Raw genomic sequence first — 23665 nt, 5'->3', positions numbered from 1 at the left:
CGCCGGGAAGGTGCCGCGCGGCGGTTGACAGTGCTCCCCGGCTTCTCTAAGCAGCGCCGCACACCGGGCGCGTAGCTCAGCGGTAGAGCATTCGCTTCACACGCGAAGGGTCACAGGTTCAATCCCTGTCGCGCCCACCATGTTCTCCGGTGCCAAATCGGGCGCGTAGCTCAGCGGTAGAGCATTCGCTTCACACGCGAAGGGTCACAGGTTCAATCCCTGTCGCGCCCACCATCGGCTCACGCCACCCGCCCGCCCAAAACAGCCTTGATCTTGCCGATCAGCGCATCCTTGGAGGAGAGCGCCTCCTCCAGCAGATTGGCCTGGGCAATCATCAGCATGTGAATTTCCAGCAGCCCGACGGCGGCGCCGGTATGCACCAGCACCGGCTCGAAGCGCCGCTCGTCATCCCGGTTAACCGCCTGTTTGAGGGCGTCGGCGATGCGGGTGGCGCCTTTCAGAGCCAGCGGGTTGGTATCCATCTTGTGCGCCAATTCACGCAGCGGACGCTTGATAAACACCTCACGCCCAAAGGGCTGGGCAATCGCCGTGAGCAGCGCGCGGCGCGAGAGAACGCCGAACAATTGGCGGTTGTCATGCACGATGAAGCCGGGCAACGCCGGATCGCTGAGGAAGGCCTGCTCGACATCGCCTGTCCGCACGTCCAGCCCGACCACCTTGTCCCACAAGGTGAGTTGGCCGACCGTGGATGGGCCGCTCAGGCTATCGGCGGATAGCAGGCTAACGATGGAGGCGATTTGCGACATTAGCTCTGCATTGTGGCGAACCCACGCCCCCTGGCAAGCGCCACAAGCCGGGCCGCAAGCCGGTTTCACCGAAAGATAACATATTGGCGGGAAACAAAAAACGGCGCCCTCGGGCGCCGTTTTCCGTATGGCGGGGGCGGCTGAACCCCCCCTGCCCCATGCGGTTTAGGCGGCCTTGGCCATCCCGCGCAGCACGTACTGCAGAATGCCGCCATGCTTGTAGTATTCCACCTCGTCGGCGGTATCCACACGGCACAGCACCGACACTTCCTGCTTGGAGCCATCGGCGCGGGTGATGACCAGGGTCAGGTCCATGCGCGGGCTGAGCTTGTCCAGGCCCACGATGTCGAGGGTCTCCTCGCCGGTCAGGCCGAGGCTCTTGCGGGTCACGCCATCCTTGAACAGCAGCGGCAGCACGCCCATTCCGACCAGGTTGGAGCGGTGGATGCGCTCAAAGCTCTCCGCCACCACGGCCTTCACGCCCAGCAGCATGGTGCCCTTGGCCGCCCAGTCACGCGACGAACCAGTGCCGTATTCCTGCCCGGCGATGACCACCAGCGGCACGCCATCGGCCTTGTACTTCACGGCGGCGTCGTAGATCGAAAGCTCCTGACCGCCCGGATAATACTTGGTGTTGCCACCTTCGGCGCCACCCATCATCTCGTTCTTGATGCGGATGTTGGCGAAGGTGCCGCGCACCATCACGTCGTCATTGCCGCGGCGCGACCCGTAGGAGTTGAAGTCCTTCTGCAGAACCTGATGCTCGGTGAGGTACACGCCCGCCGGGGACGATTTCTTGATGTTGCCGGCCGGGGAGATGTGGTCGGTGGTGATGGAGTCACCCAGCAGCGCCAGCACGCGCGCACCCTTGATGTCGGCGGCGCCGCGCGGGGTGGGCGTGATATCCTGGAAGTAGGGCGGGTTCTTCACATAGGTGGAACCGGCCGGCCACGCATAGGTGTCGGTGCCGCCGGTAACCTCGATCGCCTGCCACTGCTGCGGCCCCTTGAACACGTCGGAGTAACGCGAGACGAACATCTCGCGGTTCAGATCGGCGTGCACCGCGTCCTCGACTTCCTTGTTGCTCGGCCAGATATCCTTCAGGAACACCGGCTTGCCATCCTTCGAGGTGCCGATCTGCGCGGTGGTGATATCCTCGCGGATATTGCCGAGCAGGGAGTAGGCGACCACCAGCGGCGGCGAGGCCAGGTAGTTGGCGCGCACATTGGCGTGCACGCGGCCCTCGAAGTTACGGTTGCCCGAGAGCACCGACACCGCGACCAGCTTGTTGGTCTCGATGGCGTCCACAATGGCATCCGGCAGCGGGCCGGAATTGCCGATGCAGGTGGTGCAGCCGTAACCGGCGACCTGGAAGCCCAGCGCGTCGAGATCGGCGGAGAGACCGGCCTTGTTCAGGTAGTCGCTCACCACCTGCGAGCCAGGGGCCAGCGAGGTCTTCACCCAGGGTTTCGGCTTCAGGCCCAGCGCGTTCGCCTTGCGGGCGACGAGACCGGCGGCCATCAGCACGTAGGGGTTAGAGGTGTTGGTGCAGGAGGTGATGGCGGCGATCACGATGTCACCATGGGTGATCTCGTAATTGCTGCCAGCCACCGCGCCCTTCGCGTTCACCGCGTCGGCCGGAACGCCGAGGCCCTTGGTCAGCTCGGTGTTGAAGGCGGAGGCCGCGTCCTTGAGCAGCACGCGGTCCTGCGGGCGCTTCGGGCCAGCCAGCGAGGGCTGCACGGTGGAGAGGTCGAGCTCCAGCGCGTCGGTGAACACCGGGTCCTGGCCGGTCACGCGCCACAGACCCTGAGCCTTGGCATAGGCCTCGATCAGCTTGATCTGGTGTTCGGTGCGGCCGGAGAGCTTCAGGTAATCCATGGTCAGGTCGTCGACCGGGAAGAAGCCGCAGGTCGCGCCGTATTCCGGCGCCATGTTGGCGATGGTGGCGCGGTTGGCGAGCGTCAGCTCGTCCAGGCCCTCGCCGAAGAACTCGACGAACTTGCCGACGACCTTCTTCTTGCGCAGCATCTCGGTGACGGTGAGCACCAGATCGGTGGCGGTCACGCCCTCGGAGAGCTTGCCGGTGAGCTTGAAGCCGATCACGTCGGGGATCAGCATGGCGATCGGCTGGCCGAGCATCGCGGCCTCAGCCTCGATGCCGCCCACGCCCCAGCCCAGCACGCCCAGGCCGTTGACCATGGTGGTGTGCGAGTCGGTGCCGTACAGCGTGTCGGGATAAACAAAGGTGGCGCCGTTATTCTCGGAGGTCCAGGCGACCTGCGCGAGATATTCCAGGTTCACCTGGTGGCAGATGCCGGTGTTGGGCGGCACCACGCGGAAATTGTTGAACGCCTCCTGGCCCCAGCGCAGGAAGCGGTAACGCTCACCATTGCGCTCAAACTCCAGCTCCAGGTTCTTCTTCAGCGCGTCGGCGGAGCCGGTGTAGTCCATCATCACCGAGTGATCGATGACCAGGTCCACCGGAATCAGCGGGTTCACCTTCTCGGGCTTGCCACCCAGCTTGATCACGCCATCGCGCATGGCGGCCAGATCGACCACCGCCGGCACGCCGGTGAAATCCTGCATCAGGATGCGGGCGGGCTTGAACGGCACTTCCTTCTGCGAAGCCGCCTTTTCCAGCCATTCGACGATCGCCTTGGCGTCGTCCACGGTGTAGCTGGCGCCGTTTTCGAAGCGCAGCACGTTCTCCAGCAGGATCTTCAGCGTCTTCGGCAGCTTGGAGATGTCCCCCAGCTTGGCCGCGGCCTCGGCCAGGGAGAAGTACTTGTACTCCTTGCCGTCCACGTTCAGGGTTTGCTGGGTTTTGAGGCTATCGTGGCCGATGGCTGTCATGGGCAAAAACCTTTCTGCTGTTGCCGCTTGTGATTTCGCACGGCTTAAACCATAGGCGTGCCAGTCCGTCCATTCCGCCGCCAAGGAATTTTGCACCTGCTCACTGCTCAAAATCTCGCGGTTTTCCGCGGCGAACGCCTCGTGCTCAAGGGAGTCGCCTTCGCTCTGGGCAGTGGTGGCATGCTTTTGCTGCGCGGCGAAAACGGCGCCGGAAAATCCACCCTGCTGCGCGCCATCGCCGGGCTCACCCCGCTCGCCGCCGGTGCGCTATTATGGGACAATTCGCCCGCCCTGGCCGACCGCGCGGCGCATGCGGCGCGGATCGCCTGGCTCGGACATCTCGACGCAGTGAAGCCTGCACTGACCGTGGCCGAGCATGTGCCGCTGGCGGCGCTGAAACCGGTGGGGCTGGAGCGCTTCGCCGCCCTGCCCGCGCGCTTCCTCTCGGCCGGGCAGAAGCGGCGCCTGGCGATTGCGCGCGTGGCCGCCTCAGGCCGCCCGCTCTGGCTGCTGGATGAACCGACCACGGGACTCGACGCCGCCTCGGTAGACCGATTCGCCGCGCTGTGCATGGCGCACCGGGCGGCGGGAGGGATGATCATCGCCAGCACCCACACCCCGCTGGACTTGCCCGACATGGAGGTGCTGGCCCTATGATCGCGCTGATCGCCCGCGAGTTGAAACTCTCGCTGCGCCACGGGGCCGACACCGTGGCGGCGCTGCTGTTCTTCGTCATCGCTGGCACGCTGTTTGCCTTCGCGGTCGGCCCGTCGCCCACCGTGTTGGCCGGAATTGCCGCCGGGGTGGTGTGGGTGTGCGCGCTGCTCGCCGCGCTGCTGCCGCTGGACCGGCTATTCGGGGCGGATTTCGAGGATGGCACGCTGGATTTGCTGCTGCTGTCGGGCCTGCCCGCCTATGAGATCGCGCTGGCCAAAGCCGCCGTGCATTGGCTCACCAGCGGGCTCCCCCTACTGCTCATTACCGCGCCGCTGGCGGTGATGCTGCGCCTGCCCGAGGCGAAGCTGGCGCTGCTGCTGCTCAGCCTGGCGCCGGGGACGATGATTTTGTCGTTGCTCGGCACGCTGTCGGCCGCGGTGAGCCTGGGGGCGCGGCGCGCAGCCGTGTTAATGCCGCTCATCACCCTGCCGCTGGTGATCCCGGCGCTGATCTTCGGTACGGCGGTGGTAACATCCGACCACCCCGCCGCACCTTTATATATGTTGGGCGCCATTCTGCTGGCCGCCCTGCCGCTGGCCCCGCTGGGAGCCGGCGCGGCGTTGCGGGCGGCCGCCGAATAGCCGCCCCTTAGGCCGGACTAATCGCCGGGCGGGAAAGCCAGGCCCGAACCGGGATCGACGAAGATCAGGTTGTCCTTCACTTCCTTCACCCCCGGCGCGTTCTCGGCGATCACGATCACCGCCTGACGCTCCTCGTCGGAGAAGATGGTGCCGTCCAGCGTCACCACTTTATCTTGCACGCTCACGCGCAGGCCGGATTTCGGGGCCCAGCGGGCCTTGTCCAGCTCGGCCTTGATATAGGCGCTGATCGCCTCGTCGGTGGTCTCCACCGGGGTTTCGATCAGCTTGCGGGCCAGCAGGCGCAGCAGGTCGGAGCGGCTGATCATGCCCACGAGCTGGCCGGCATCGAGCACCGGCAGGCGCTTGATGTGCTTGCGGATCATCAGCTGCGCCACCTCGTCGAGCGGCGTGTCCGGCGTCACGAAGACGGGATTATGGGTCATCACGCCGCTGACATGGCGGGCATGGGTGGTGACATAATCCGAGGCGACAGAGGCCGGCATCAGCAGTGCGCGCAACCAGCCCGCCTGCTTGCCGTCAGTGCCGATTTCGGCCCGGCGCAGCAAATCGCCCTCGCTGACGATGCCGACCAGCGCGCCCTTTTCATCGAGCACCGGCAGGCCCGTGACGCGGTTTGACAACATGATGCGCGCGGCATCGGCCACCGTGGTGCCGGGCAACACCGAAATCGTGTTGCGGCTCATCAGCTCCGAGACTTTCATGGCTTTCTCCTGGAAGACGTAGGCTTTTCCTGCCGCCAAAACCGGCGCGTGACCTTGACGCAGGTCAAACCGCCGCTTCGGCGATATCCGAAAGCGCCTGCGGACGCAGCAGCACGATCTCGTGGATATTGGGAATCTCGATCAGCCCGTCGCGCTTGAGCTGCGAAAGCGAGCGCGACACCGTCTCGATGGTGAGGCCGAGATAATCGGCGAGATCCGTGCGCGAGAGCGGCAACGGCATGGCGACATTGGGCCTGGGCAGGCGGCCCGAGGCGCACATCTCCAGCCGCTCGGCCCAGGAGAGCAGGAAGCTGGCGATGCGCTCCAGCGCCGTCTTGCGCCCGAGCAGCAGCATCTGCTGCTGGCCCAGCACCAGCTCGTGCATCGCCACGTCGAGCAGCTTGCGCTCCAGCACCGGAAATTCGTCGAACACGGCGGCGATTCCACTGCGGGTGAAGCGGCAGAGCTTCACCGGCTCCATCGTCTCCGCCGAGAATGTGTTTTTGTCCTTCGACGCCAGACCAAGAAAATAGCCCGGCCCGGCAAAGCCGGTGATCTGGCGGCGGCCATCGGGCAGGCTCTTGAACAGCCGCACATTGCCGGAATTGATGTTGTAGAAATATTGGGCGGGCTCGCCCTCCTCGATGAACACGCTATTGGCCGGCAGGGTCAGCCGCTGCGCCGCGCGCGAGAGAAAGCCCAGCTCGTCGTCGGACAGGGCGTCGCACAACCCATGATGGCGGGCGCCACAATCGTCGCAATTCGACGGGGCCGCGCGATTCGCCAAGTTGATGGCAAGCGGGCGCCGGAAATCCGTGATCTTGTTCAGCGAGGTCATGCAGCGTGTCTAACAAGTCTCTCGCCGTTGATCCACATCAAAGGTCACGTTCCTGATACGTATTATTCAGGTTTGTTTACCGGCCATGCCCAGAGCGCCAGCGCCGCCCCGGTCAGCAGCACGGTGGCGAACAGGCTGCCCTCGGGGCCGGTGGCCCCGCCCGAAAGCCAGGGCGCTCCGGCGGGGGAGAGCCGCAGTAGCGTGAAGGCGCAGCTCTGGCCGCTATCGGGCGTGCCGAAGAGAAAGTTCTCGGCATAATCCCAGCCGCCATGCAGGCCGATGCTCCACCACAGCGCGCCGCTGCGCCGGATGCCGAGCGCGAACACCGCCCCGCCCAGCGCGGCGTTCAGCGCGCCGAGCCAGCCCTCGCCGTGATTACTGAAATGCAGCGCCGCGAATAATAGACTGGTGAACATGAGCGCCTGCCAGAAGCCACCGCCGCGAGTGAGGGTTTGCAGCAAATAGCCGCGGAAGGTGAACTCCTCGGTGAAGCCGATGAACAGGCTGGCCGCGGCCCAGGCCAGGGCATACCAGCCGAGCGCCGCAAGGCCGAGCCCGCCCCAAGCGACGCGGGCATGGCCCGTGAGCAGCAGCAGCGCCGCCAACACCGCCAGCAAGCCAACGCCAAGAGCGAATCCGGCGGCGCAGCGCGCGGCGCGGCGGCGCCCCGCCAGCCCGCAAGCCGCGAGACCACGCCCCTCCAGCCGCAGCATGATGCCACTGGCCAACCCGGCCGGGACCACCAGCAGCGCCTCGTTGATCGCAAGAAACCCCGGCGTCAGCCCCGCGCCCGTGTGCAGCCGTGGCAGCACAAACGGCGCCGCCAGCGCCGCGCCCGCCAGCACGAACCCCGCCGTCAGCGCCAGAAACATCGCCACCCGCCAGCCCGCGCGCACGCCCTGCCCCGCGCGCCACAGCCCCGGCACCGGGGCCGACCGCTCCAGCCAGCCCATGCTTAGGCCGCGCTGCGCGCGCTCATCGAGACATCGCGCGCTTCCGGCCCGAACAGCATCAGCACGATCAGCAGCACCGCCATGCCGCCGCCCATCAAGGCCAGGGAGAAGCCGAAATCCCCGCCCATCGATTGCGCGATGGCCACTTGCAGCGGCGCGTTGACCGAGGCGATGAAATTGCCGAGCTGATAGACGAAGCCGGGGAATGTGCCGCGGATTTCGGCGGGTGAGAGTTCGTTGAGATGCGCCGGCACCACGCCCCACGCCCCCTGCACCGCCACCTGCATGAAAAACGCGGCGATCGCGATGGTGGCGAAGCTGGTGCCGTGCGACCACGGATACAGCATCACCAGCGCCAACACGCAGGCGCCGATAATGGCGTAGCGCCGCCCGATGCGCTGGCTCAGCCAGCCAAACAAGATTCCGCCCAGGATCGCGCCGATGTTGAAGATGATGCCGGCATTGGCGATCTCGGCATGGGTGAAGTGCAACTGCTTGGCCAGGAAGGCTTTTTGATAAATATCCTGGGTGCCGTGGGAGAAGAAGTTGAACGCCGCCATCATCACCACGGCGTAAACCGCGAGCTTGGCGTTGCGCGCCAGGATGCGGCCGATGGCGGGGCGCGGCCCGGCATGGATACGGGTGAAGGCCGGGCTCTCCTCCACCGCCGTGGCGATGTAGAGCGCCAGCAGCGCCGGCACCGCGCCGACGAAGAACATGCCGCGCCAGCCCAGCGCCTTGTCACCGAACTCAAACAGCAGCGTGGCGAGCAGGAAGCCGGAGGGATACCCCGCCTGCAGCACCCCCGAGACCCAGCCGCGCCAACGCTCGGGAATCGTCTCCATGGCCAGCGAGGAGCCGATGCCCCACTCGCCCCCCATGGCGATGCCAAACAGCGTGCGGATGACGAGGAAGGCGGCGAACGACCAAGCGAAGCCACTCGCGGCCTCGAAGAGCGAATATAGTAGCACGACGAGGATCATGATCGGCTTGCGGCCATAACGGTCGGCCAGGCGGCCGAAGACGAAGGCGCCGAGCGCGCGCGTGCCCAAGGTGAGGGTGATGGCCGTGGTGATGGCGGTGAGTGAGACGCCGAATGTCTTCGCCACCTCGTCAAAGGTCAGGATGAGGATGAAGAAATCGAAGGCGTCCAGCATCCAGCCCATGTAGGCGGCGAACACGGCGTTGCGGGCGCGGGCGCGCTCGGCGGCGGTGGTGACGGCCATGCAACTCTCCCCAGGCTGTTTAGGCTATGGCTACAGGCATAAGCCAGCCACAGACCCAGCGCAACGCGTTTAAGCCCTTGAAGCGGATACAGATTTTTTAAGGGGAAGATGGTCGGAGTGAGAGGATTCGAACCTCCGGCCCCTGCGTTCCGAACACAGTACTCTAACCAGGCTGAGCTACACTCCGATGCGGCGAGCCTATAGCCGAAGCCCGGCAGGTTCCGCAAGTGCCCCGGCGAATTAAGTTTCCGGCCCGGCTGTAACAATATGATTCCAAGGTAAATCAATAAGTCCTGGAAAAAAGCCAATCCTGTGTGATAACCATTGTGCATGTGCGTGAACTGTGAACCGAGTCGGCGCGGGCTGATGCGGCTGGCGCTTGGGGGAGTCGCCGCGGGCGTCGCCATGCCGCGCCGGGCCAGCGCTGTCACGGCTGAGAAGCCGCTGGTTATGCTCGACCCCGGTCATGGCGGGCACGACCCTGGCGCCATCGCCCCGGATGGCGTGTTTGAGAAGACGATTACACTGGCGACGGGGCTCGCCCTGCGAACCGCCCTGCTGCGCACCGGCCGCTACCGCGTGGCGATGACCCGCACGCGCGACGTGTTCGTGACCCTGGAGGGGCGCGTGGCGATGGCGATGCAGGCCAATGCCAGCCTGTTCTTGGCTCTGCATTGCGACCATCTGCCGGACCCGACTCTGCGCGGCGCCTCTATATTCACTTTGTCCGACACCGCCTCCGACGCGCTGGCCGCCGGCATCGCCAATGATGAAAACGGCGCCGATTCGCCACCTGGGCAGATTACTGGCGTGTCACCGCAGGTCGCCAGCATCCTCGCCAGCCTGGAGACGCGCGCCACCAAGATCGGCTCACAAAGCCTGGCACAGGATATCCAGGCGAGCTTTACGGGGGTGGTGCCGCTGCTGCCTGACCCGCACCGCAGCGCCAATTTCGCGGTGCTGCGCGACCCCTCGACCCCCGCCGCGCTGCTGGAAATGGGCTGCCTGACCAACAAGCTGGACGAGACCCGCCTGCGCGACCCGCGCCAGCGCGCGCAACTCGTCTCCCACCTGACCGGCGCGATCGACACCTATTTCACCGATTACGCCAAGCACAGCCCGACCGGCTGAGCCGGATTGCGGCATTTTTATGCGCCGCGTTCTCGCAGCCAGGGCGCGGCGATGCTAAGAGCCCTGCATGTCTGACCCGAGAGACCCTTTTTCCGCCGGTGAATTTTCCGCCGGTGAACGCCTTTCCCCTTCGCGCCGGAATGCCTCCCCGCCGCCCCGGGCGCCACGCCCGCCCCGCGGCCCGCGCCGGCGTGGCCTGCTGAGCAGGATCATCGGCTTCATGGTCTCCGGCCTTTACCGGCTGGTGTTTCTCGGCATCATCCTGGCGATCATCGGCGGTGGCCTCGCCTTTCTCGTGTTCTCCGCCGGGCTGCCGAGCATCGACAGCCTGAAGACCTACAAGCCGCCTTTGGAGAGCCGCATCTTCGCCAGCAATTTCCAGCTGGTCTCTGAGGTCGGCTCGCAGCACAGCATTTATGTGACCTATGACCAGATCCCGCCGCTGGTGGCGCAGGCCTTCATCTCGGCCGAGGACAGGCTGTTCTGGGTCGAGCCGGGGGTGAACCCCGCCGCCATCGTGCGCGCCGCCATCACCGATATCTCGCTCATCGGCACGGGCCGCCGCCCGATCGGCGCCTCCACCATCACCCAGCAGGTGGTGAAGAACATGCTGCTGGACAATCACATCACCTTTGCCACCAAGATTAAAGAGGCGTTGCTCGCCGTGCGCGTCTCGCAGGCGATGAGCAAACAGCAGGTGCTGACCCTGTATCTCAACGAGGTCGACCTCGGGCACAACTCCTTCGGCATCGCCGCCGCGGCGCAGACCTATTTCAACAAGCCGCTGAGCCAGCTCGATATCGCCCAGGCGGCGACACTGGCCGCGCTGCCCAAGGCGCCTACCAACTACGATCCATTCCTGCACCCGGCCGACGCCCTGGCCCGGCGCAACTTCATCATCGGGCGCATGCTGGCCGACGGCGCCATCAGCCAAGCGCAGGCCGACGCCGCCACCGCCGAACCGCTGCTGCCCCGCGCGGGCGCGGCCAGCCAGGGCGTGACCGATAGCGGTTATTTCGCCGATGCGGTGAAGGCGCAGCTGGTCCAGAAATTCGGCCCCGACATGGTGAATAATGGCGGGCTGGTGGTGCATACCAGCCTCGACCCGCGGTTGCAGCAAGCCGCCACCGACGCCGTGCGCGATGGGCTGGAGCAGTATGACCGCACCTATAGCGGCTGGCACGGTCGCGTCGCGCATATCGACGACCCGGCCCTCGCCACAAACTGGCAGAAGGATCTGGCCAAGCAATCCAACCCGCCCGGCATGCGCGCTGATTGGCGCCTGGGCATCGTGTTGCAGGCGGGTGGCGCGAGCGCTGAGATCGGGTCCATCGACCCCGCCACCGGCAATGCCGAAACCGGCGAGCTGCCGCTGGCCAATATGCGCTGGGCCCGCCCGCTGGTGGGCGGCGCGCCCGGTCCGCGGCCATCTTCGGTGGCCGACGTGCTGAAGCAGGGCGATGTCGTGATGGTTTCCGGCGGGGCCAAGCTCAGCCTGGAACAGATCCCCAACATTCAGGGCGCGCTGGTCTCCATCGACCCGGTGACCGGGCGGGTGCTGGCCATGGTCGGCGGTTGGAGCCACGCCATCAGCCCATTTAACCGCGTCACCCAGGCGCAGCGCCAGCCGGGCTCGTCGGTGAAGCCGCTGGTTTATCTCACCGCCATGGAGCAGGGCGTGCAGCCCGACGCCCCGGTGCTCGACGCGCCGTTCGTGCAGCAGCTGGCCGACGGCACCGTGTACCGCCCCGGCAATTACGAGGAGACCTTCCAGGGCCCGGTGCCGATCTTCCATGCGCTGGAGCAGTCGCTCAACCTCGCCACGCTGCATCTGACGCGGCAGATCGGGCTGAGCAATGTCGGCACCACCTTCCAGAATTTCGGCATCGTGGACCAGATGCCGCCCTATTACCCCTCGGCCATCGGCGCCATCGACACCACGCTGTGGAAGATGGTCACCGCCTATGCCGCGCTGGATGAATATGGCCGGCAGGTGACCCCCAGCCTGATCGACAGCGTGACCAACCCGGATGGCACGGTGCTTTATCAGGCGCCCGGTCAGGTCTGCGATAATTGCGAAAACAATGCCGATCCCGGCCAGATGCCGCAGCTCAGCCTCTCGGGCGCGCAGCTGGCCGACCCGGATTCGGTGTATCAGATGATTACCATGATGAAGGGCGTGGTGCAGCGCGGCACCGGCGCTCCGGCGGTGGTTGGCATTTCGCAACCCGTGGCGGGCAAGACCGGCACCACCAACAACTTCAACGACGCCTGGTTCATAGGCTTCACGCCCGGCATCGTCACCGGCTGCTGGATCGGCTTCGACACTCCCGCCAGCCTGGGCAACAACCAGACCGGCGGCAATGTCTGCGGCCCGATCTGGAATGAATACATGAAGGTGGCGCTGGCGAACCAGCCGAATCTGGACTGGGCGCCCCCGCCGGGCATGACGCTGCAACAGGCGGCGGAGCCGGATGGCACCATGGTCACCGAGGCCTTCAAGCCCGGCCAGGCGCCTGGCGCGCAGGCGCAGAACGCGCTGCTCGGCGGCACGGATAATGGCGGCGCCAGCGCCACGCCCGCCTCCCCCGGCACCACCGGGCCGGGGCAGCCTGCCTCGCCATCCAGCATCAACAACGCGCTGGGCGGCCTTTACTGATACATAACGGGGGCAGGCGCGCCCTGCCCCCTATTCTTTCGGGGCTTCTATGCCTATATCCGCGTCATGTCCGCTGAATCCGACCAACTGAATGAGCAGATCGGCCGCTCGGTCGCCCTGCTGAGGAGGCATCTTTGACTGGGATGCCGCTGTCATCAAGCTCGAAGAGCTGAACCACCGCGCCGAGGACCCGAACCTCTGGAACGACGCCGAGGCCGCGCAGACCGTGATGCGCGAGCGTAACCGGCTGGCCTCGATGATCGAGGGCGTGCGCGCCATCGAGACCGAGACCAAGGATACGCTGGAACTCATCGAGATGGCCGAGGCCGAGGCCGATGAGGCGATGGTGAAGGACGGCCTCACCGCGCTGGAGCGCCTGGCCGAGACCGCCAAGGAGAAGGAGATCGAATCCCTGCTCTCCGGCGAGGCGGATGGGCGCGACGCGTTCATGGAAATCAACGCCGGCGCGGGTGGCACCGAGGCGCAGGATTGGGCGCAGATGCTGGCGCGCATGTATATGCGCTGGGCCGAGCGCAAGGGCTTCAAGGTCGAGGTGCTGGACGAATCCGAGGGGGAGCAGGCGGGCATCAAGTCGATGTCGCTGCAAATCTCGGGCCCCAATGCCTATGGCTGGCTGAAGACCGAGGCGGGCGTGCACCGCCTCGTGCGCATCTCGCCGTTTGACGCCAACGCGCGGCGCCAGACCAGCTTCGCCTCCGTCTGGGTGTATCCGGTGGTCGATGACAGCATCGAGATCGAGATCAACCCGGCGGATCTGAAGGTGGACACGTTCCGCGCCTCCGGCGCGGGCGGCCAGCACGTGAACAAGACCGAATCCGCGATCCGCATTACCCACATCCCCACGGGCATCATCGTGGCTTGCCAGACCGACCGTTCGCAGCACCGCAACCGCGCCACGGCCATGAACATGCTGAAGGCGCGCATGTATGAGCAGGAATTGCAGAAACGCGAGGCGGCGGCGGCGGCGACCGAGGCGAGCAAGACCGAGATCGGCTGGGGCCACCAGATCCGCTCCTATGTGCTGGCCCCGTATCAGCTCGTGAAGGATCTGCGTACCGGCTACGAAAGCGGCAACCCGGCCGCGGTGCTCGATGGCGCGCTGGACCCGTTCATGGCGGCGTCGCTGGCGGGGCGGGTGGGCGCGACGCGCTCCGAAGCCTCGGCCATGGCCGAGTAACGGCGCCTACGAGACCAATTGCGCCCGGCAGAGCCTGATGAGGCTCGCCGGCTTGCCCGCTCCGGGGCCAATGCCGTTTGGGCATCCATTCGATGCCTCGACGCGTATCAGCATTCGCGGCACCTTTGCCGCCAGGAGGAACGGGACATGCGCGAACAGGTCATCCATCCCTGGCCCTTGCGGCTAATGCATTGGGTCAACGCTTTCGCCATCATCATGATGATCGGCTCCGGCTGGCAGATTTACGATGCCTCGCCGCTCTTCGGCTTCACCTTCCCCTCCGCCATCACCGTTGGCGGCTGGCTGGCCGGGGCCATCGCCTGGCACCTCGCCTGCATGTGGCTGCTGGTGCTCAACGGGCTGGCCTATGCCGCCTGGAGCCTCGCCTCCGGCCATTACCGCAAGCTGCTGCCGATCCGCCCGCGCGAGGTCTGGCACGATTTCACCGCCGCCCTCACCCTGAAGCTGCGCCATGAGCGCGGCGTTTATAACGCGGTACAGCGCCTGCTCTATGTGGTGGTGCTGCTGGCCGGGCTGGTCGCCGTGGTCTCGGGGCTGGCGATCTGGAAGCCCGTGCAGCTCTGGTATCTGTGCGATCTCTGCGGCGGGTATTTCGCCGCGCGCTATGTGCATTTCACCGCCATGAGCGTGATCTCGCTGTTCATCGCGGTGCATCTCATCCTCGTCGCCCTGGTGCCGCGCACATTGCCGCCGATGCTGACCGGAGGGCGCCTGCCATGACCAAACGCCGCGATCTGCTGATGCGCGCCATGGCGCTGGGGCTGGCGACCCCGCTGGCGGGCTGCGACCTCGAAGACCCTGATCATCCCGACCTCGCGGATAAATTCCTGCACATGATGTCCGCCTGGAATGACCGCGTGCAGGCGGCACTGTTCGACCCGCATACGCTGGCCCCCACCTTCCGCCCCGACCAGATCACCCAGCCGCCACGCTTCAACGCCTTTTATGACATCAGCCAGGTGCTGGTGATCGACCCGGCGACCTACAAGCTCGAACTGGGCGGGCAGATCGCTGACAAAACGCCCTGGACGCTGACGCAACTCAACGCCCTGCCGCAGCAGGGGCAGATCACGCGGCTCGTCTGCGTCGAGGGCTGGCGGGTGATCGGGCAATGGGCGGGTGTGCCGCTGGCGTATTTCCTGCGCCGCGTGGGGGCGGATCTTACCTGCCGCTACGTCGCCTTCCGCTGCGCCGATGGTTATTATTCCTCGATCGACATGGCCTCGGCCCTGCACCCGCAGACGATTTTGGCGCTGCAATTCCTCGGCCAGCCGCTCACCCCGGCCTTTGGCGCGCCAGTGCGGCTGCGCATCCCCACCAAGCTCGGCTTCAAGAACCCCAAGCAGATCATGCAGCTCGCCGTCACCAACATCTATCCCGGCGGATATTGGGAAGATCAGGGCTATAACTGGTTCTCCGGCTCTTGAGCTTTCCGCCCGCGCGGGCCATGCACGGCGTATGAACGCGGCATTCTGGGTTGTTGTCATCGCGCTGGGGTTCCGGCTGGTCTTCGCAGGGTTCACCGGGCTTGGCATTGACGAAAGCTACATGGTCGCGGCGTCGCGCAGCTTCGCCGCCTCGTATTTCGACCATCCGCTCGCCTCCTGGTGGCTAGAACTTGGCGCGCGCGCGCTCAGCGGCAGCGCCGCGCCCATCGTGGTGCGCCTGCCCTTCGTCGCGCTGTCGGGCGTGTCGTCCTGGCTGCTCTATCTCATCACCAAGCGGCTTTATGGCGCTCGGGCCGGGTTCTGGGCGGTGGCGACCTATTCCATCTCTCCAGTATTTTCACTGGCTTTCGGCGCCTGGGTATTGCCCGACGGACCGCTCAACGCCGCGCTGCTCGGCTTTCTCTATGCGCTGATCCGCGCCCTCGGCCTGCCCGATGCCCGCCCCGCGCCGCGCTGGTGGCTGGCGGCGGGGTTGTGCGCCGGGCTAGCGATGCTCTCGAAATACAACGCCGCGCTGGTGCTGGCGGGCGCGGCGGCGGCGGTGCTGGCCGATGGCGCCGGGCGGCGTGAGCTGCGCCGGGCCGAACCTTGGCTGGGCGTGGCGCTGGCGCTGCTGCTGTTCACCCCGGTGCTGTACTGGAACGCCACCCATGGCTGGGCGAGCTTCCACTATCAGGGCGGGCGCGCCACGGGGCTGCGCCTGCGGCCGCTGATGCCGCTCACCATCTGGGGCGGCGAGGCGCTGTTCGTGCTGCCTTGGCTCTGGCTGCCAATGATGGGGCTGATGTTGCGCGCCCTGGCGCGCGGCCCGGCTGGGCGGCAGGGCTGGCTGCTGGCCTGCGCGGCGCTGCCGCCGGTGCTGCTCTTCGCGGTGGTCGGGCTGTGGTCCTCCACCCATATCCTCTACCACTGGGCGGCGCCGGGCTATCTCATGCTGTTCCCGCTGCTCGGCGCCTGGGCGCAGAATTTCCGCCCCCGTCTGCGCGACAATGTGGCCCTCGTCTCGGCCACGCTGCTCGCGGCGGCGGCGATGATCATCGCGGCGGAGGTCACCTTCAGCTTCATTCCGGGTTTGAACCGCATGTTCGCGCCCGGCAAATCGCCGCTGCTGCAGGCCGTGGATTGGGACAGCGTGGCCGCGCAAATCCCGCCCGGCGTGCAGGCGGTGGCCGCGCAGAAATGGTTCGATGCCGGGAAGATCGGCTACGCGCTGCGCAACTCGCCGCTGCCCGTCACGGTGTTCGATAACGACCCGCACCAGTTCGGTATCTCCACCCCGCCCGCCGCGCTCTTGGGCAAGACCATCCTGGTGCTCGCCATGCCCGGCAGCACCAGCGCCACGGCGGCCAGATTCGCGCCTGATTTCAAGAGCTTCGCGCCCGGCCCGGCACTGACTGTGGGGTTCCACGGCCAGGCGCTGCTGGTGATCCCCACCTTCATCGGCACCGATTTGCTGAAAGCGCCCTAAAAAAGGGGGCGTCACCGCCCCCTTTGCCGTGATTACGCCGCGTGCGGCAGGGCCTGCGCCGCCTCGGGCGTGGCGATGGCGATGCGCCTTGGCTTAGCGCTCTCGGGCACCACGCGGCGCAGCGCCACATGCAGCAACCCGTTGCGCAGTTCAGCGCCCTCCACCACCATGTGGTCGGCCAGCACGAACCGGCGCGAAAACGCCCGCGCGGCGATGCCCCGATGCAGGAACTCGGCCTTCTGCCCCGCCTCATCCGCCACCTTGCCGGAAACCAGTAAGGCGTTGTCCTTCACCGTCAGCTCGATATCCTCGGCGGCGAACCCAGCCACGGCCAGGGTGACGCGGTATGCGTCCTCGCCAGTCTTCTCGATGTTGTAGGGCGGGAAGCTCGCCGCCTCCTGCGGCAGATTATCCACCAGCCGGGCCAGACGGTCGAAACCAATGGCGGTACGGAACAGCGGCGCGAAATCATAGGTCATAATATAACCCCCTTCAAAAGCAAGGTATTGTCAGAGTCTCGAAAAACCCCCTTCGCCCCCGTGCTGGCGGGCGGATGGAGTGCCGGAACCCTCTCTGAGGCATCCCGGCCAACCCAGATTATGGGAAATTTTTCGTCCGCTTCAAGCGGAAAATGCGCGGGCGCTTATCCCGCCGCCGAGATCAGCGCCCCGCCGGTGAGCCGCCAGATGCGGTCGAGTTGCTCCACCCCGGTGAGGCGGTGCAGGATCAGCAGCACGGTGCGGCCCTCGGTGGCTTGGTTCAACACCTTCAGGAATTCCTGCTCGGTAGCGGCGTCCAGCCCGGCGCAGGGCTCGTCGAGCACCAGGATCGGCGCGTCCATCAGCAGCGTGCGTGCCAACGCGAGGCGCCGGCCCTGCCCGCCCGAGAGCGTGGCGCCGCCCTCGCCCACCCAGGCATCCAGCCCCTCGGGCAGGGCGCGCACCACATCGGCCACCTGCGCCGCATCCACCGCCGCCCAGAGTCGCGCCTCATCCGCTGCTGGGTCGCCCAGCAGCAGATTGTTGCGGATCGTGTCGGCAAAGAGATGCGTGGTCTGGCCGAGATAAGCGATGCGGTGGCGCAGCGCCTCGGTGGAGAGCTGCAAGATGTCGGTGCCGCCGAGACGGATCTGCCCGCTCACCGGGGCGGCGAGTTTCAGCAGCAGCGCCGCGATGGTGGATTTGCCCGCGCCCGACGGGCCGAGGATCGCCACGCGCGCGCCCTGCGGCACTTGCAGCGAGAGATTCTCGAACACGAAAGGCCGGTCCGGCCCGTAACGGAAGCTGACATGCTCGAAGGCGATGGAATTGCGCGAGGGCATCGCCGCCGGGGCGTCGGGCTCCGGCACGGGCGGCTTGGCCTCGGCGGCCTGCACCACGCGCGCGGCGGCGGCCTTGGCCTGCCCATAGAGCAGCCCGGCGCGCGGCAGCCCCAGCACGGTCTCGAACGCCGTGGTAAGCACCAGCACAGCCACGATCGCCGCCACCGGCACGCCGAAAAACCCGAGCAGGATGGCGAAGAGCAGCCCCGCCTGGGCGAGCACGAAGGCGCGGGCGTTGAAGGCGCTGGCGCGCGCCACCAGCTCACGCTGGGCGGCGAGCAGCGCGGCCTCGCGCGCCTGCACGGCGGCCAGCATCCGGCCCTCAGCCTCGAAGATCTTCACCTCGCGCAACCCATGCAGCGCGTCCAACGCCGCCGAGCGCAGCCCGGCCATCGCCAGCCCGGCCTTGCCCGCGTTATCACCCGCCGTCCGCGCCGCCAGCACCGGCAAATAAAAGGCGATGTAGAGGAATGGCAACAACACCAGCACCGCCCCGGCATGTTCGCGCCACAGCGCCCAGGCGAGGATCGGTACCAGCAGCGCCGCGCTCATGCCGGGCACGAAGATGCGCAGGAACAGCCCGTCCAGCGTGTCCACGTCGTTGACCAGCCGCGCCAGCGTGTCGCCCGCGCGGCGGAAGCCGAGCCCGCCCGCGGAACTCGCCGCCAGCCCCCGGAACAGCCAAACGCGAAGATCGGCCAGGGCGCGGAAGATCGCCTCATGCGACAGCACGCGCTCAAGATAGCGCAGCACCACGCGAGCAGTGCCGATGAATTGCAGCGAGAGCGGCGCCAGCGCCGCCATGCCCATCAGCGAGGCCGCGAGATAACGGCCCGAGACGCCCGACAGCGCTACCGCGGCGGCGAGCGCCGCCAGGGCCAAAGCCAGCGCCAGGGCCAGCCATCCGACATCGCGCAGCCATAGCGAGAAGATCCGGCGCATCGGGCTCATGCGGTCACACTCCGCCAGCTGGCATAGCGCAAGGCGTCGAGATCCAGCCGCTTCGCGCCGATGGTTTTCGCAAAATCCATGGCCATGGTGGAATGCGTGGCCAGCACCACTGTGCGCCCGGCGGCCAGATGTTTCAGGCTCTCCAGCACATCACGCTCCACCGCGGGGTCGAGATGCGCCGTCGGCTCGTCGAGCAGCAGCAGTGGCGCGTTTTTCAGGAAGGCGCGGGCGATGGCGATGCGCTGCGCCTGCCCGCCGGACACGCCGAACCCGCCTTCGCCGATCGGCGTTTTCAGCCCTTGCGGCAGGCTGGCGATCAGCTCGGTGAGATGCGCGTGGCTGACCGCGTCGGCCAGTTCGGTCTCGCTCGCGGCGGGGCGGGCGAAGCGGATATTCTCCTCGATCGTGCCCGCGAAAATCACCGGGCGCTGGCCGATCCAGCCCAGCATCTTGGTGCGGGCGGCGGGGATCAGCGTCTCCATCTCGGCGGCGTTGATGGTGATCCGCCCTGATTGCGGAGCAAGGAAGCCGAGGATCAGGTCCATGATCGTGGATTTGCCGGCACCCGAGGCGCCGGTGAGCAGCAGCATCTCGCCGCGGCCAACCTTGAAGGAGAGATTTTGCACCACGGGCGGGCGATCCGGGCTCCAGCCGAAGGTGACATTCTCAAAAGCCAGCGTCACCCCATGCGCGGCGACGGAGCGGATATCCACCGCGGGCACGGCCGGCGGCGCCGCTGGCAAGGCGGCGAATTCCTCGGCCACCGCCTCGGCGCCCATGCGGTCGGCATAGACGGCGGAGAAGCCGCGCAGCGGGGCGAAGAATTCCGGCACCAGCAGCACGCAAAACAGCGCCGTGGGCGCCAGCGCGCCATGTCCATGCAGTACCGGTGAAAACCGTAGCACGATGATGATGAGCGATGCCGCCGCCGCGAGGTCCAGCGCCGTGGAGGAGAGAAACGCCATCCGCAGCACCCTCATGGTGCGCAGGCGCAGCTCCCTGGCGGCATCCGCGAGGGCGCGGGCTTCATCGGCCGCGCGGCCGGAGAGCACGATGGTGGAGATGCCGCGGATGCGGTCGAGGAAGCGCACCTGCAGGCGCGTCATGGCCAGGAACTGCTTCTTGGCCGCCACCCCGGCCCCGATACCCGCCACCGCCATGGCGAAGGGCACGAACAGCCCGGCCAGCACCAGCGTCAGCCCGGCCCGCCAATCGGCGCGCAAGGCCGCCAGCGCCACCAGCGCCGGGCCCAGCACCGCCAGCGCCGTGGCGGGGATCCAGCGGGCGTGGAAACCGTCCATCGCCTCCACCCGGTCCACCGCCGTGGCGGCCAGCTCGGCCGAGTGCCGCCCGCGCAGCGCCGCCGGGCCAAGCGCCAGCAAAGCCGCCAAGGCGGAACCGCGCAGCCGCCGCCGGGCCGCCGCGCCCAGCTCGAAATTTTGCCGCTCAACCTGCATTTGCAGCCAAGCCCTGGCCCCCGCTGCGGCGAGGAAGCCAAGCCCATAAGCCGCCACCGCCCCGCCCCGCGGCCCGGCGCGCAGCACCGCCGCCAGCAGCGCCGCCGCGCAGGCCGCCTGCGCGATGCCGCACAGCACCGGCAGCAGCGCCAGCAAAATCGGTACCCTGGCGGCCCGGAACCCAAGTTTTTGCTCGGACTTAACCCAGGGATTGCTGCGCCTGCTCATGGCCAAAGGTTCTAACCGCGTTTTTCCCGGTTGCCCAGGGCTGGACGCGCTGCACAAAATGGTCAAAACCCGCAACAAATGATGATCGCCAGAACACTCGAGGAATTGCGGGCCGCGCGCGAGGCGCTGGGGCCGGTTGGTTTCGTGCCCACCATGGGGGCGCTGCATGCCGGGCATCTGCACCTGGTCGCCACCGCCAAGGCGGCGGGGCTGCCGGTGGCGGCGAGCATCTTCGTCAACCCCACGCAATTTGGGCCCAAGGAAGATTTCGCCCGCTACCCGCGCGACGAGGCGGGAGATCTCGACAAGCTGGAGCGCGCCGGCTGCGCCCTGGCCTGGCTACCAGGCGTGGGGGAAATGTACCCGCCGCATCACGCCACCAGCATCCATGTGAACGGTCCCGCCGCGCATTGGGAAGGCGCGTCCCGCCCCGGCCATTTCTCGGGCGTGGCCACCGTGGTCGCCAAACTGTTCGGGCAGGTCCGGCCCGAGGCCGCCTATTTCGGCGAGAAGGATTGGCAGCAGGTGCAGGTGGTCAGCCGCATGGTCGCGGATCTCGGCCTGCCGGTGCGCATCGTGCCGGTGCCGACGGTGCGCGAGGCGGATGGGCTCGCGCTGTCATCGCGCAACCGCTACCTCACCGAGGCCGAGCGCAAGGGCGCCCCGGCGCTTTACAAGGCGCTTACCCAGGCGGCGGAGCAGATCATGGCGGGCAAGGAGGTTGCGGCGATACTGCACCTCACCCGCCAGTCGCTGGCCCAGGCCGGGATGGTGCCCGATTACGTCGCCCTGGTGCATGCGCACACGCTGGAGCCGATCGCGGGGCTGGCGCAGCCGGCGCGGCTGATCGCGGCGGCCAAGCTCGGCGCGGTTCGGCTGCTGGATAATATCCCGGTCGGCTAACCAAACGGGCGCGGCGAGACGAGCAGCCACACCGCCAGCGCCCAGGCGCAACTCACCCCCAGCCCCAGGATCAGTCCGAGCACGGTGCCCGTCTGCGCCTTGCCGAAGGCCGCGCGCACCAGCGGAATGGGCAGCCGCCAGCCCAGCGCGAGATTGCTGACCAGCACCCCCGCCAGCCCGGCCAGAAGCGCCCCCAGCAGCGCCGGGGCGCGGGCCATGGTGGCCAGCACCGGCAGCGCCAGGATCAGCAGCGCCGCATAGCCCGAGGCGGCGATGCCGGCGCGCGCGGGCAAATGCGCCGCCACAGGGGCGCTGTCGGCCAAGCCGGGCGCGGATTCGCTGCCGCGCAGCACCGAGATGAAAAACAGCCCCAACTGCCCGGCGAGAAACACCAGCAGCGGCGCCACCACCGCCAGCCCGCCATAGGCCTTGCCCTTACCCGCCAGGATGAACGCCACCGGCACCAAAGTAAGCGAACGGTACACGACCTGCGAGAACAGGCCGGGAAAGCGCGCCAGTAGCCGCAGATCCTTGGCGAACAGGGCAGCGAAGGCGCTCTGCCGGAACACCCCGCTTTGGACGCCGGCGCGCCCCGCCGGGCGGTACGCGGCGGCGGTGATGGCCCCGCGCGCAAACGGCCCGGCCAGCCCGCGCCAAGCCAGGACAAACACGGCGAAGCTGAGCAAGAGGCTGGTCGCGAGATCCGGCCCCTGCCCCAGCAGCCCGCGCGCGAACAGAAACGCCACGCCGCCGCCTTGCGGCCCCGGCAGCAGCGCCGCCCAGAAGCGCATCAGCGTCTGCGGCGCGATGAAGCGCGGCGCCTGCCCGAGCACGAAAATGCCGAGGCCCACCCCCAGCGCCAGCGTATTCCCCGCCCGGCGCGCCGCCGCCGGGCCAATGCGCCGCAGCAGCGCCGTGACCAGCGCGAAGGCCAGCGCCGCCACTAGCAGCGCTTCGGCCAGCAGCACCGGGTAAACCGCCAGCGCCCAGCCCTGGCCGCGCAGCGCCAACCCATTGGCCAGCACGCCGCCCAGCAACAGCCAGGGCGCGGCGATGGTCACCGCCACGCCGAGCATCCGCACCGCCAGCACCCGCCCGGGAGGGATCGGCGAGGCCAGCAGGAAATCCGCGTCGCCACGCCCGTAGATCACGTCGATGCTCGCGGTCATGGCCCGCGAGAACATCAGCGCGGCCAGGAACACGACGTTGATATTGGCCGCCAGCAGCATTTGCGCCGGGGGCAGCTTGTGGCGGATGATCTGCCCGGCCAGCAGCAGCGCGATGCCCTGGAAGACGACACCCACCCCCAGCACCGGCAGCAATATATGCCGGTGCGTGCGCACCAGGATCGAGCCGCGCCACAGCACGACCAACTCGTGGCGCAGCAGCCAGAGGAAGCCGGGCGCGCGGAACATCAGGCGGTGGCGGTGAGATGGAGGAAGACATCCTCCAGCGAGCCATGCACCCCGGCCTGGGCGCGCAGGGCAGGCAGATCGCCCTCGGCCAGCAGCAGCCCGCCGGAGAGAATACCGATGCGGCTGGCCAGGCGCTCGGCCACCTCCAGGATGTGGGTGGTGAGGATGATCGCCGCCCCGCGCTCGACATGGCGGCGCAGCAGATCCTTCACCAGCCGGGCGGCCGCGGCGTCCAGCCCGGTCAGCGGCTCGTCGAGCAACAGGAATTTGGGGTCGTGGATCAGCGCGCCCGCGAGCACGGTTTTCTGCTTCATGCCGCGCGAAAAGCCCTCGCAGCGCTCATGCCGGTGCGGCCAGAGGCCGAGCGTCTCCAGCAGCTCATCGGCGCGGGATTTGGCGAGAGCGGGCGGCACCTGCCACAGTCCGGCGACGAAGGCGAGATATTCCAGCGGGCTGAGCCGGTCGTAGAGCAGCGGTTCGTCGGGGATCCAGGCCATGACCGCCTTCGCCCCCAGCGGGTCGGCCAGCACATCGCGCCCGAACACGCGGATGCTGCCCGCATCCGGGCGCATCAGCCCGGCGATCATGCGCAAAGTCGTGGTCTTGCCCGCGCCATTAGGGCCGAGCAGCGCATAGAACTCGCCGGGGTGGATGTGCAGGTCCAGCCCCTCGACCACCTTGCGGCCGAAGGATTTGGCCAGACCACGCACCTCAAGCGCCGCCTGCGTCACACTCGCGTCCATGAAGCCCCCGCGCCATTGCCAGGGCAGGCTAACAAGCCGGGCGCGGGGCTGGCTAGATGGGC

The 23665-nt window shown here is 67.3% G+C and carries 20 protein-coding genes and 3 tRNA genes; 11 read left to right on the top strand and 12 right to left on the bottom strand.

Features of this window, described 5'->3' with window-relative positions; all coding sequences use genetic code 11:
• The first annotated feature begins 65 nt into the window (after window positions 1-65).
• Window positions 66-140 (top strand) — tRNA-Val (locus tag LI953_RS00200).
• 19 nt (window positions 141-159) lie between these two features.
• Window positions 160-234 (top strand) — tRNA-Val (locus LI953_RS00195).
• A gap of 5 nt (window positions 235-239) precedes the next feature.
• Here the strand turns inward: LI953_RS00195 and LI953_RS00190 are convergent.
• Both LI953_RS00190 and acnA read right to left on the bottom strand, forming a co-directional pair.
• The gene (locus LI953_RS00190) at window positions 240-767 is read right to left on the bottom strand and encodes a hypothetical protein (RefSeq protein WP_227073955.1); all 528 of its coding nucleotides are present in this window, start codon (window positions 765-767) and stop codon (window positions 240-242) included.
• Window positions 768-932: 165 nt separating this feature from the next.
• Window positions 933-3623, bottom strand: a complete 2691-nt coding sequence (gene acnA / locus LI953_RS00185; RefSeq protein WP_227073954.1) for an aconitate hydratase AcnA — start codon at window positions 3621-3623, stop codon at window positions 933-935.
• A gap of 57 nt (window positions 3624-3680) precedes the next feature.
• On the opposite strand from acnA, the gene ccmA reads away from it, so the two are divergent.
• Together ccmA and ccmB are read left to right on the top strand one after the other, a co-directional pair.
• Complete coding sequence (ccmA, locus tag LI953_RS00180) at window positions 3681-4280, top strand: heme ABC exporter ATP-binding protein CcmA (protein WP_227073953.1); 600 nt, start codon at window positions 3681-3683, stop codon at window positions 4278-4280.
• On the top strand, window positions 4277-4921 hold the full coding sequence (ccmB, locus tag LI953_RS00175; protein ID WP_227073952.1) for a heme exporter protein CcmB: 645 nt from the start codon (window positions 4277-4279) through the stop codon (window positions 4919-4921). Before ccmA ends, ccmB begins: the two co-directional genes overlap by 4 nt.
• A gap of 17 nt (window positions 4922-4938) precedes the next feature.
• Here the strand turns inward: ccmB and LI953_RS00170 are convergent, their stop codons facing one another.
• The 5 genes from LI953_RS00170 to LI953_RS00150 all read right to left on the bottom strand — a co-directional run bounded on the left by LI953_RS00170 (window position 4939) and on the right by LI953_RS00150 (window position 8847).
• Window positions 4939-5643 (bottom strand): CBS domain-containing protein, encoded by a 705-nt coding sequence (locus LI953_RS00170; RefSeq protein WP_227073951.1) that lies wholly within the window; start codon window positions 5641-5643, stop codon window positions 4939-4941.
• Window positions 5644-5707: 64 nt separating this feature from the next.
• Window positions 5708-6481, bottom strand: coding sequence for a Crp/Fnr family transcriptional regulator (locus tag LI953_RS00165; protein WP_227073950.1), 774 nt, complete (start codon window positions 6479-6481; stop codon window positions 5708-5710).
• 62 nt (window positions 6482-6543) lie between these two features.
• A complete protein-coding gene (locus tag LI953_RS00160) occupies window positions 6544-7434 on the bottom strand; it encodes a CPBP family intramembrane glutamic endopeptidase (RefSeq protein WP_227073949.1) in 891 nt (296 codons plus the stop codon).
• A gap of 2 nt (window positions 7435-7436) precedes the next feature.
• Window positions 7437-8660, bottom strand: coding sequence for an MFS transporter (locus LI953_RS00155; protein WP_227073948.1), 1224 nt, complete (start codon window positions 8658-8660; stop codon window positions 7437-7439).
• A gap of 109 nt (window positions 8661-8769) precedes the next feature.
• A tRNA-Pro gene (locus LI953_RS00150) sits at window positions 8770-8847 on the bottom strand.
• A 179-nt stretch (window positions 8848-9026) separates the two neighbouring features.
• Here LI953_RS00150 and LI953_RS00145 point away from each other — a divergent pair.
• From LI953_RS00145 to LI953_RS00120, 6 genes are all read left to right on the top strand, one after another.
• Complete coding sequence (locus tag LI953_RS00145; protein ID WP_227073947.1) at window positions 9027-9791, top strand: N-acetylmuramoyl-L-alanine amidase; 765 nt, start codon at window positions 9027-9029, stop codon at window positions 9789-9791.
• A gap of 220 nt (window positions 9792-10011) precedes the next feature.
• The gene (locus tag LI953_RS00140) at window positions 10012-12450 is read left to right on the top strand and encodes a penicillin-binding protein 1A (RefSeq protein WP_227073946.1); all 2439 of its coding nucleotides are present in this window, start codon (window positions 10012-10014) and stop codon (window positions 12448-12450) included.
• 66 nt (window positions 12451-12516) lie between these two features.
• Window positions 12517-13648 (top strand): peptide chain release factor 2 gene (gene prfB / locus LI953_RS00135; protein WP_227073945.1). Its coding sequence is split into 2 segments (ribosomal slippage): window positions 12517-12585 and window positions 12587-13648, totalling 1131 coding nucleotides; the frame shifts between segments, so codons are not numbered across the junction.
• A 147-nt stretch (window positions 13649-13795) separates the two neighbouring features.
• Window positions 13796-14389 (top strand): cytochrome b/b6 domain-containing protein, encoded by a 594-nt coding sequence (locus LI953_RS00130; protein WP_227073944.1) that lies wholly within the window; start codon window positions 13796-13798, stop codon window positions 14387-14389.
• Entirely contained in the window at window positions 14386-15096 is a 711-nt protein-coding gene (locus LI953_RS00125; protein WP_227073943.1) for a molybdopterin-dependent oxidoreductase, read from the top strand. The genes LI953_RS00130 and LI953_RS00125 overlap by 4 nt, the downstream gene beginning before the upstream one ends.
• 31 nt (window positions 15097-15127) lie before the next feature.
• Complete coding sequence (locus tag LI953_RS00120) at window positions 15128-16585, top strand: glycosyltransferase family 39 protein (RefSeq protein WP_227073942.1); 1458 nt, start codon at window positions 15128-15130, stop codon at window positions 16583-16585.
• A gap of 32 nt (window positions 16586-16617) precedes the next feature.
• Here the strand turns inward: LI953_RS00120 and LI953_RS00115 are convergent, their stop codons facing one another.
• The 3 genes from LI953_RS00115 to cydD all read right to left on the bottom strand — a co-directional run bounded on the left by LI953_RS00115 (window position 16618) and on the right by cydD (window position 20542).
• Window positions 16618-17064, bottom strand: a complete 447-nt coding sequence (locus LI953_RS00115; protein ID WP_255642936.1) for an Hsp20 family protein — start codon at window positions 17062-17064, stop codon at window positions 16618-16620.
• 164 nt (window positions 17065-17228) lie between these two features.
• Complete coding sequence (cydC, locus tag LI953_RS00110) at window positions 17229-18857, bottom strand: thiol reductant ABC exporter subunit CydC (protein ID WP_227073941.1); 1629 nt, start codon at window positions 18855-18857, stop codon at window positions 17229-17231.
• Window positions 18854-20542 carry a thiol reductant ABC exporter subunit CydD gene (gene cydD, locus LI953_RS00105; RefSeq protein WP_227073940.1) on the bottom strand — a complete coding sequence of 563 codons (1689 nt, stop codon included), beginning with the start codon at window positions 20540-20542 and terminating at the stop codon, window positions 18854-18856. Before cydD ends, cydC begins: the two co-directional genes overlap by 4 nt.
• A gap of 78 nt (window positions 20543-20620) precedes the next feature.
• Between cydD and panC the strand changes: the two genes are divergently transcribed.
• On the top strand, window positions 20621-21445 hold the full coding sequence (gene panC, locus LI953_RS00100; RefSeq protein WP_227073939.1) for a pantoate--beta-alanine ligase: 825 nt from the start codon (window positions 20621-20623) through the stop codon (window positions 21443-21445).
• Here panC and LI953_RS00095 read toward each other — a convergent pair.
• Both LI953_RS00095 and LI953_RS00090 read right to left on the bottom strand, forming a co-directional pair.
• Window positions 21442-22860 (bottom strand): hypothetical protein, encoded by a 1419-nt coding sequence (locus tag LI953_RS00095; protein ID WP_227073938.1) that lies wholly within the window; start codon window positions 22858-22860, stop codon window positions 21442-21444. The two genes, panC and LI953_RS00095, sit on opposite strands and share 4 nt — an antisense overlap.
• The gene (locus LI953_RS00090) at window positions 22860-23603 is read right to left on the bottom strand and encodes an ABC transporter ATP-binding protein (RefSeq protein ID WP_227073937.1); all 744 of its coding nucleotides are present in this window, start codon (window positions 23601-23603) and stop codon (window positions 22860-22862) included. The genes LI953_RS00095 and LI953_RS00090 overlap by 1 nt, the downstream gene beginning before the upstream one ends.
• Window positions 23604-23665: the final 62 nt, after the last annotated feature.

Source organism: Acidocella sp. KAb 2-4, assembly GCF_020567705.1.
Taxonomy (GTDB): Bacteria; Pseudomonadota; Alphaproteobacteria; order Acetobacterales; family Acetobacteraceae; genus Acidocella.
This window is presented reverse-complemented; position numbering and strand designations above follow the sequence as displayed.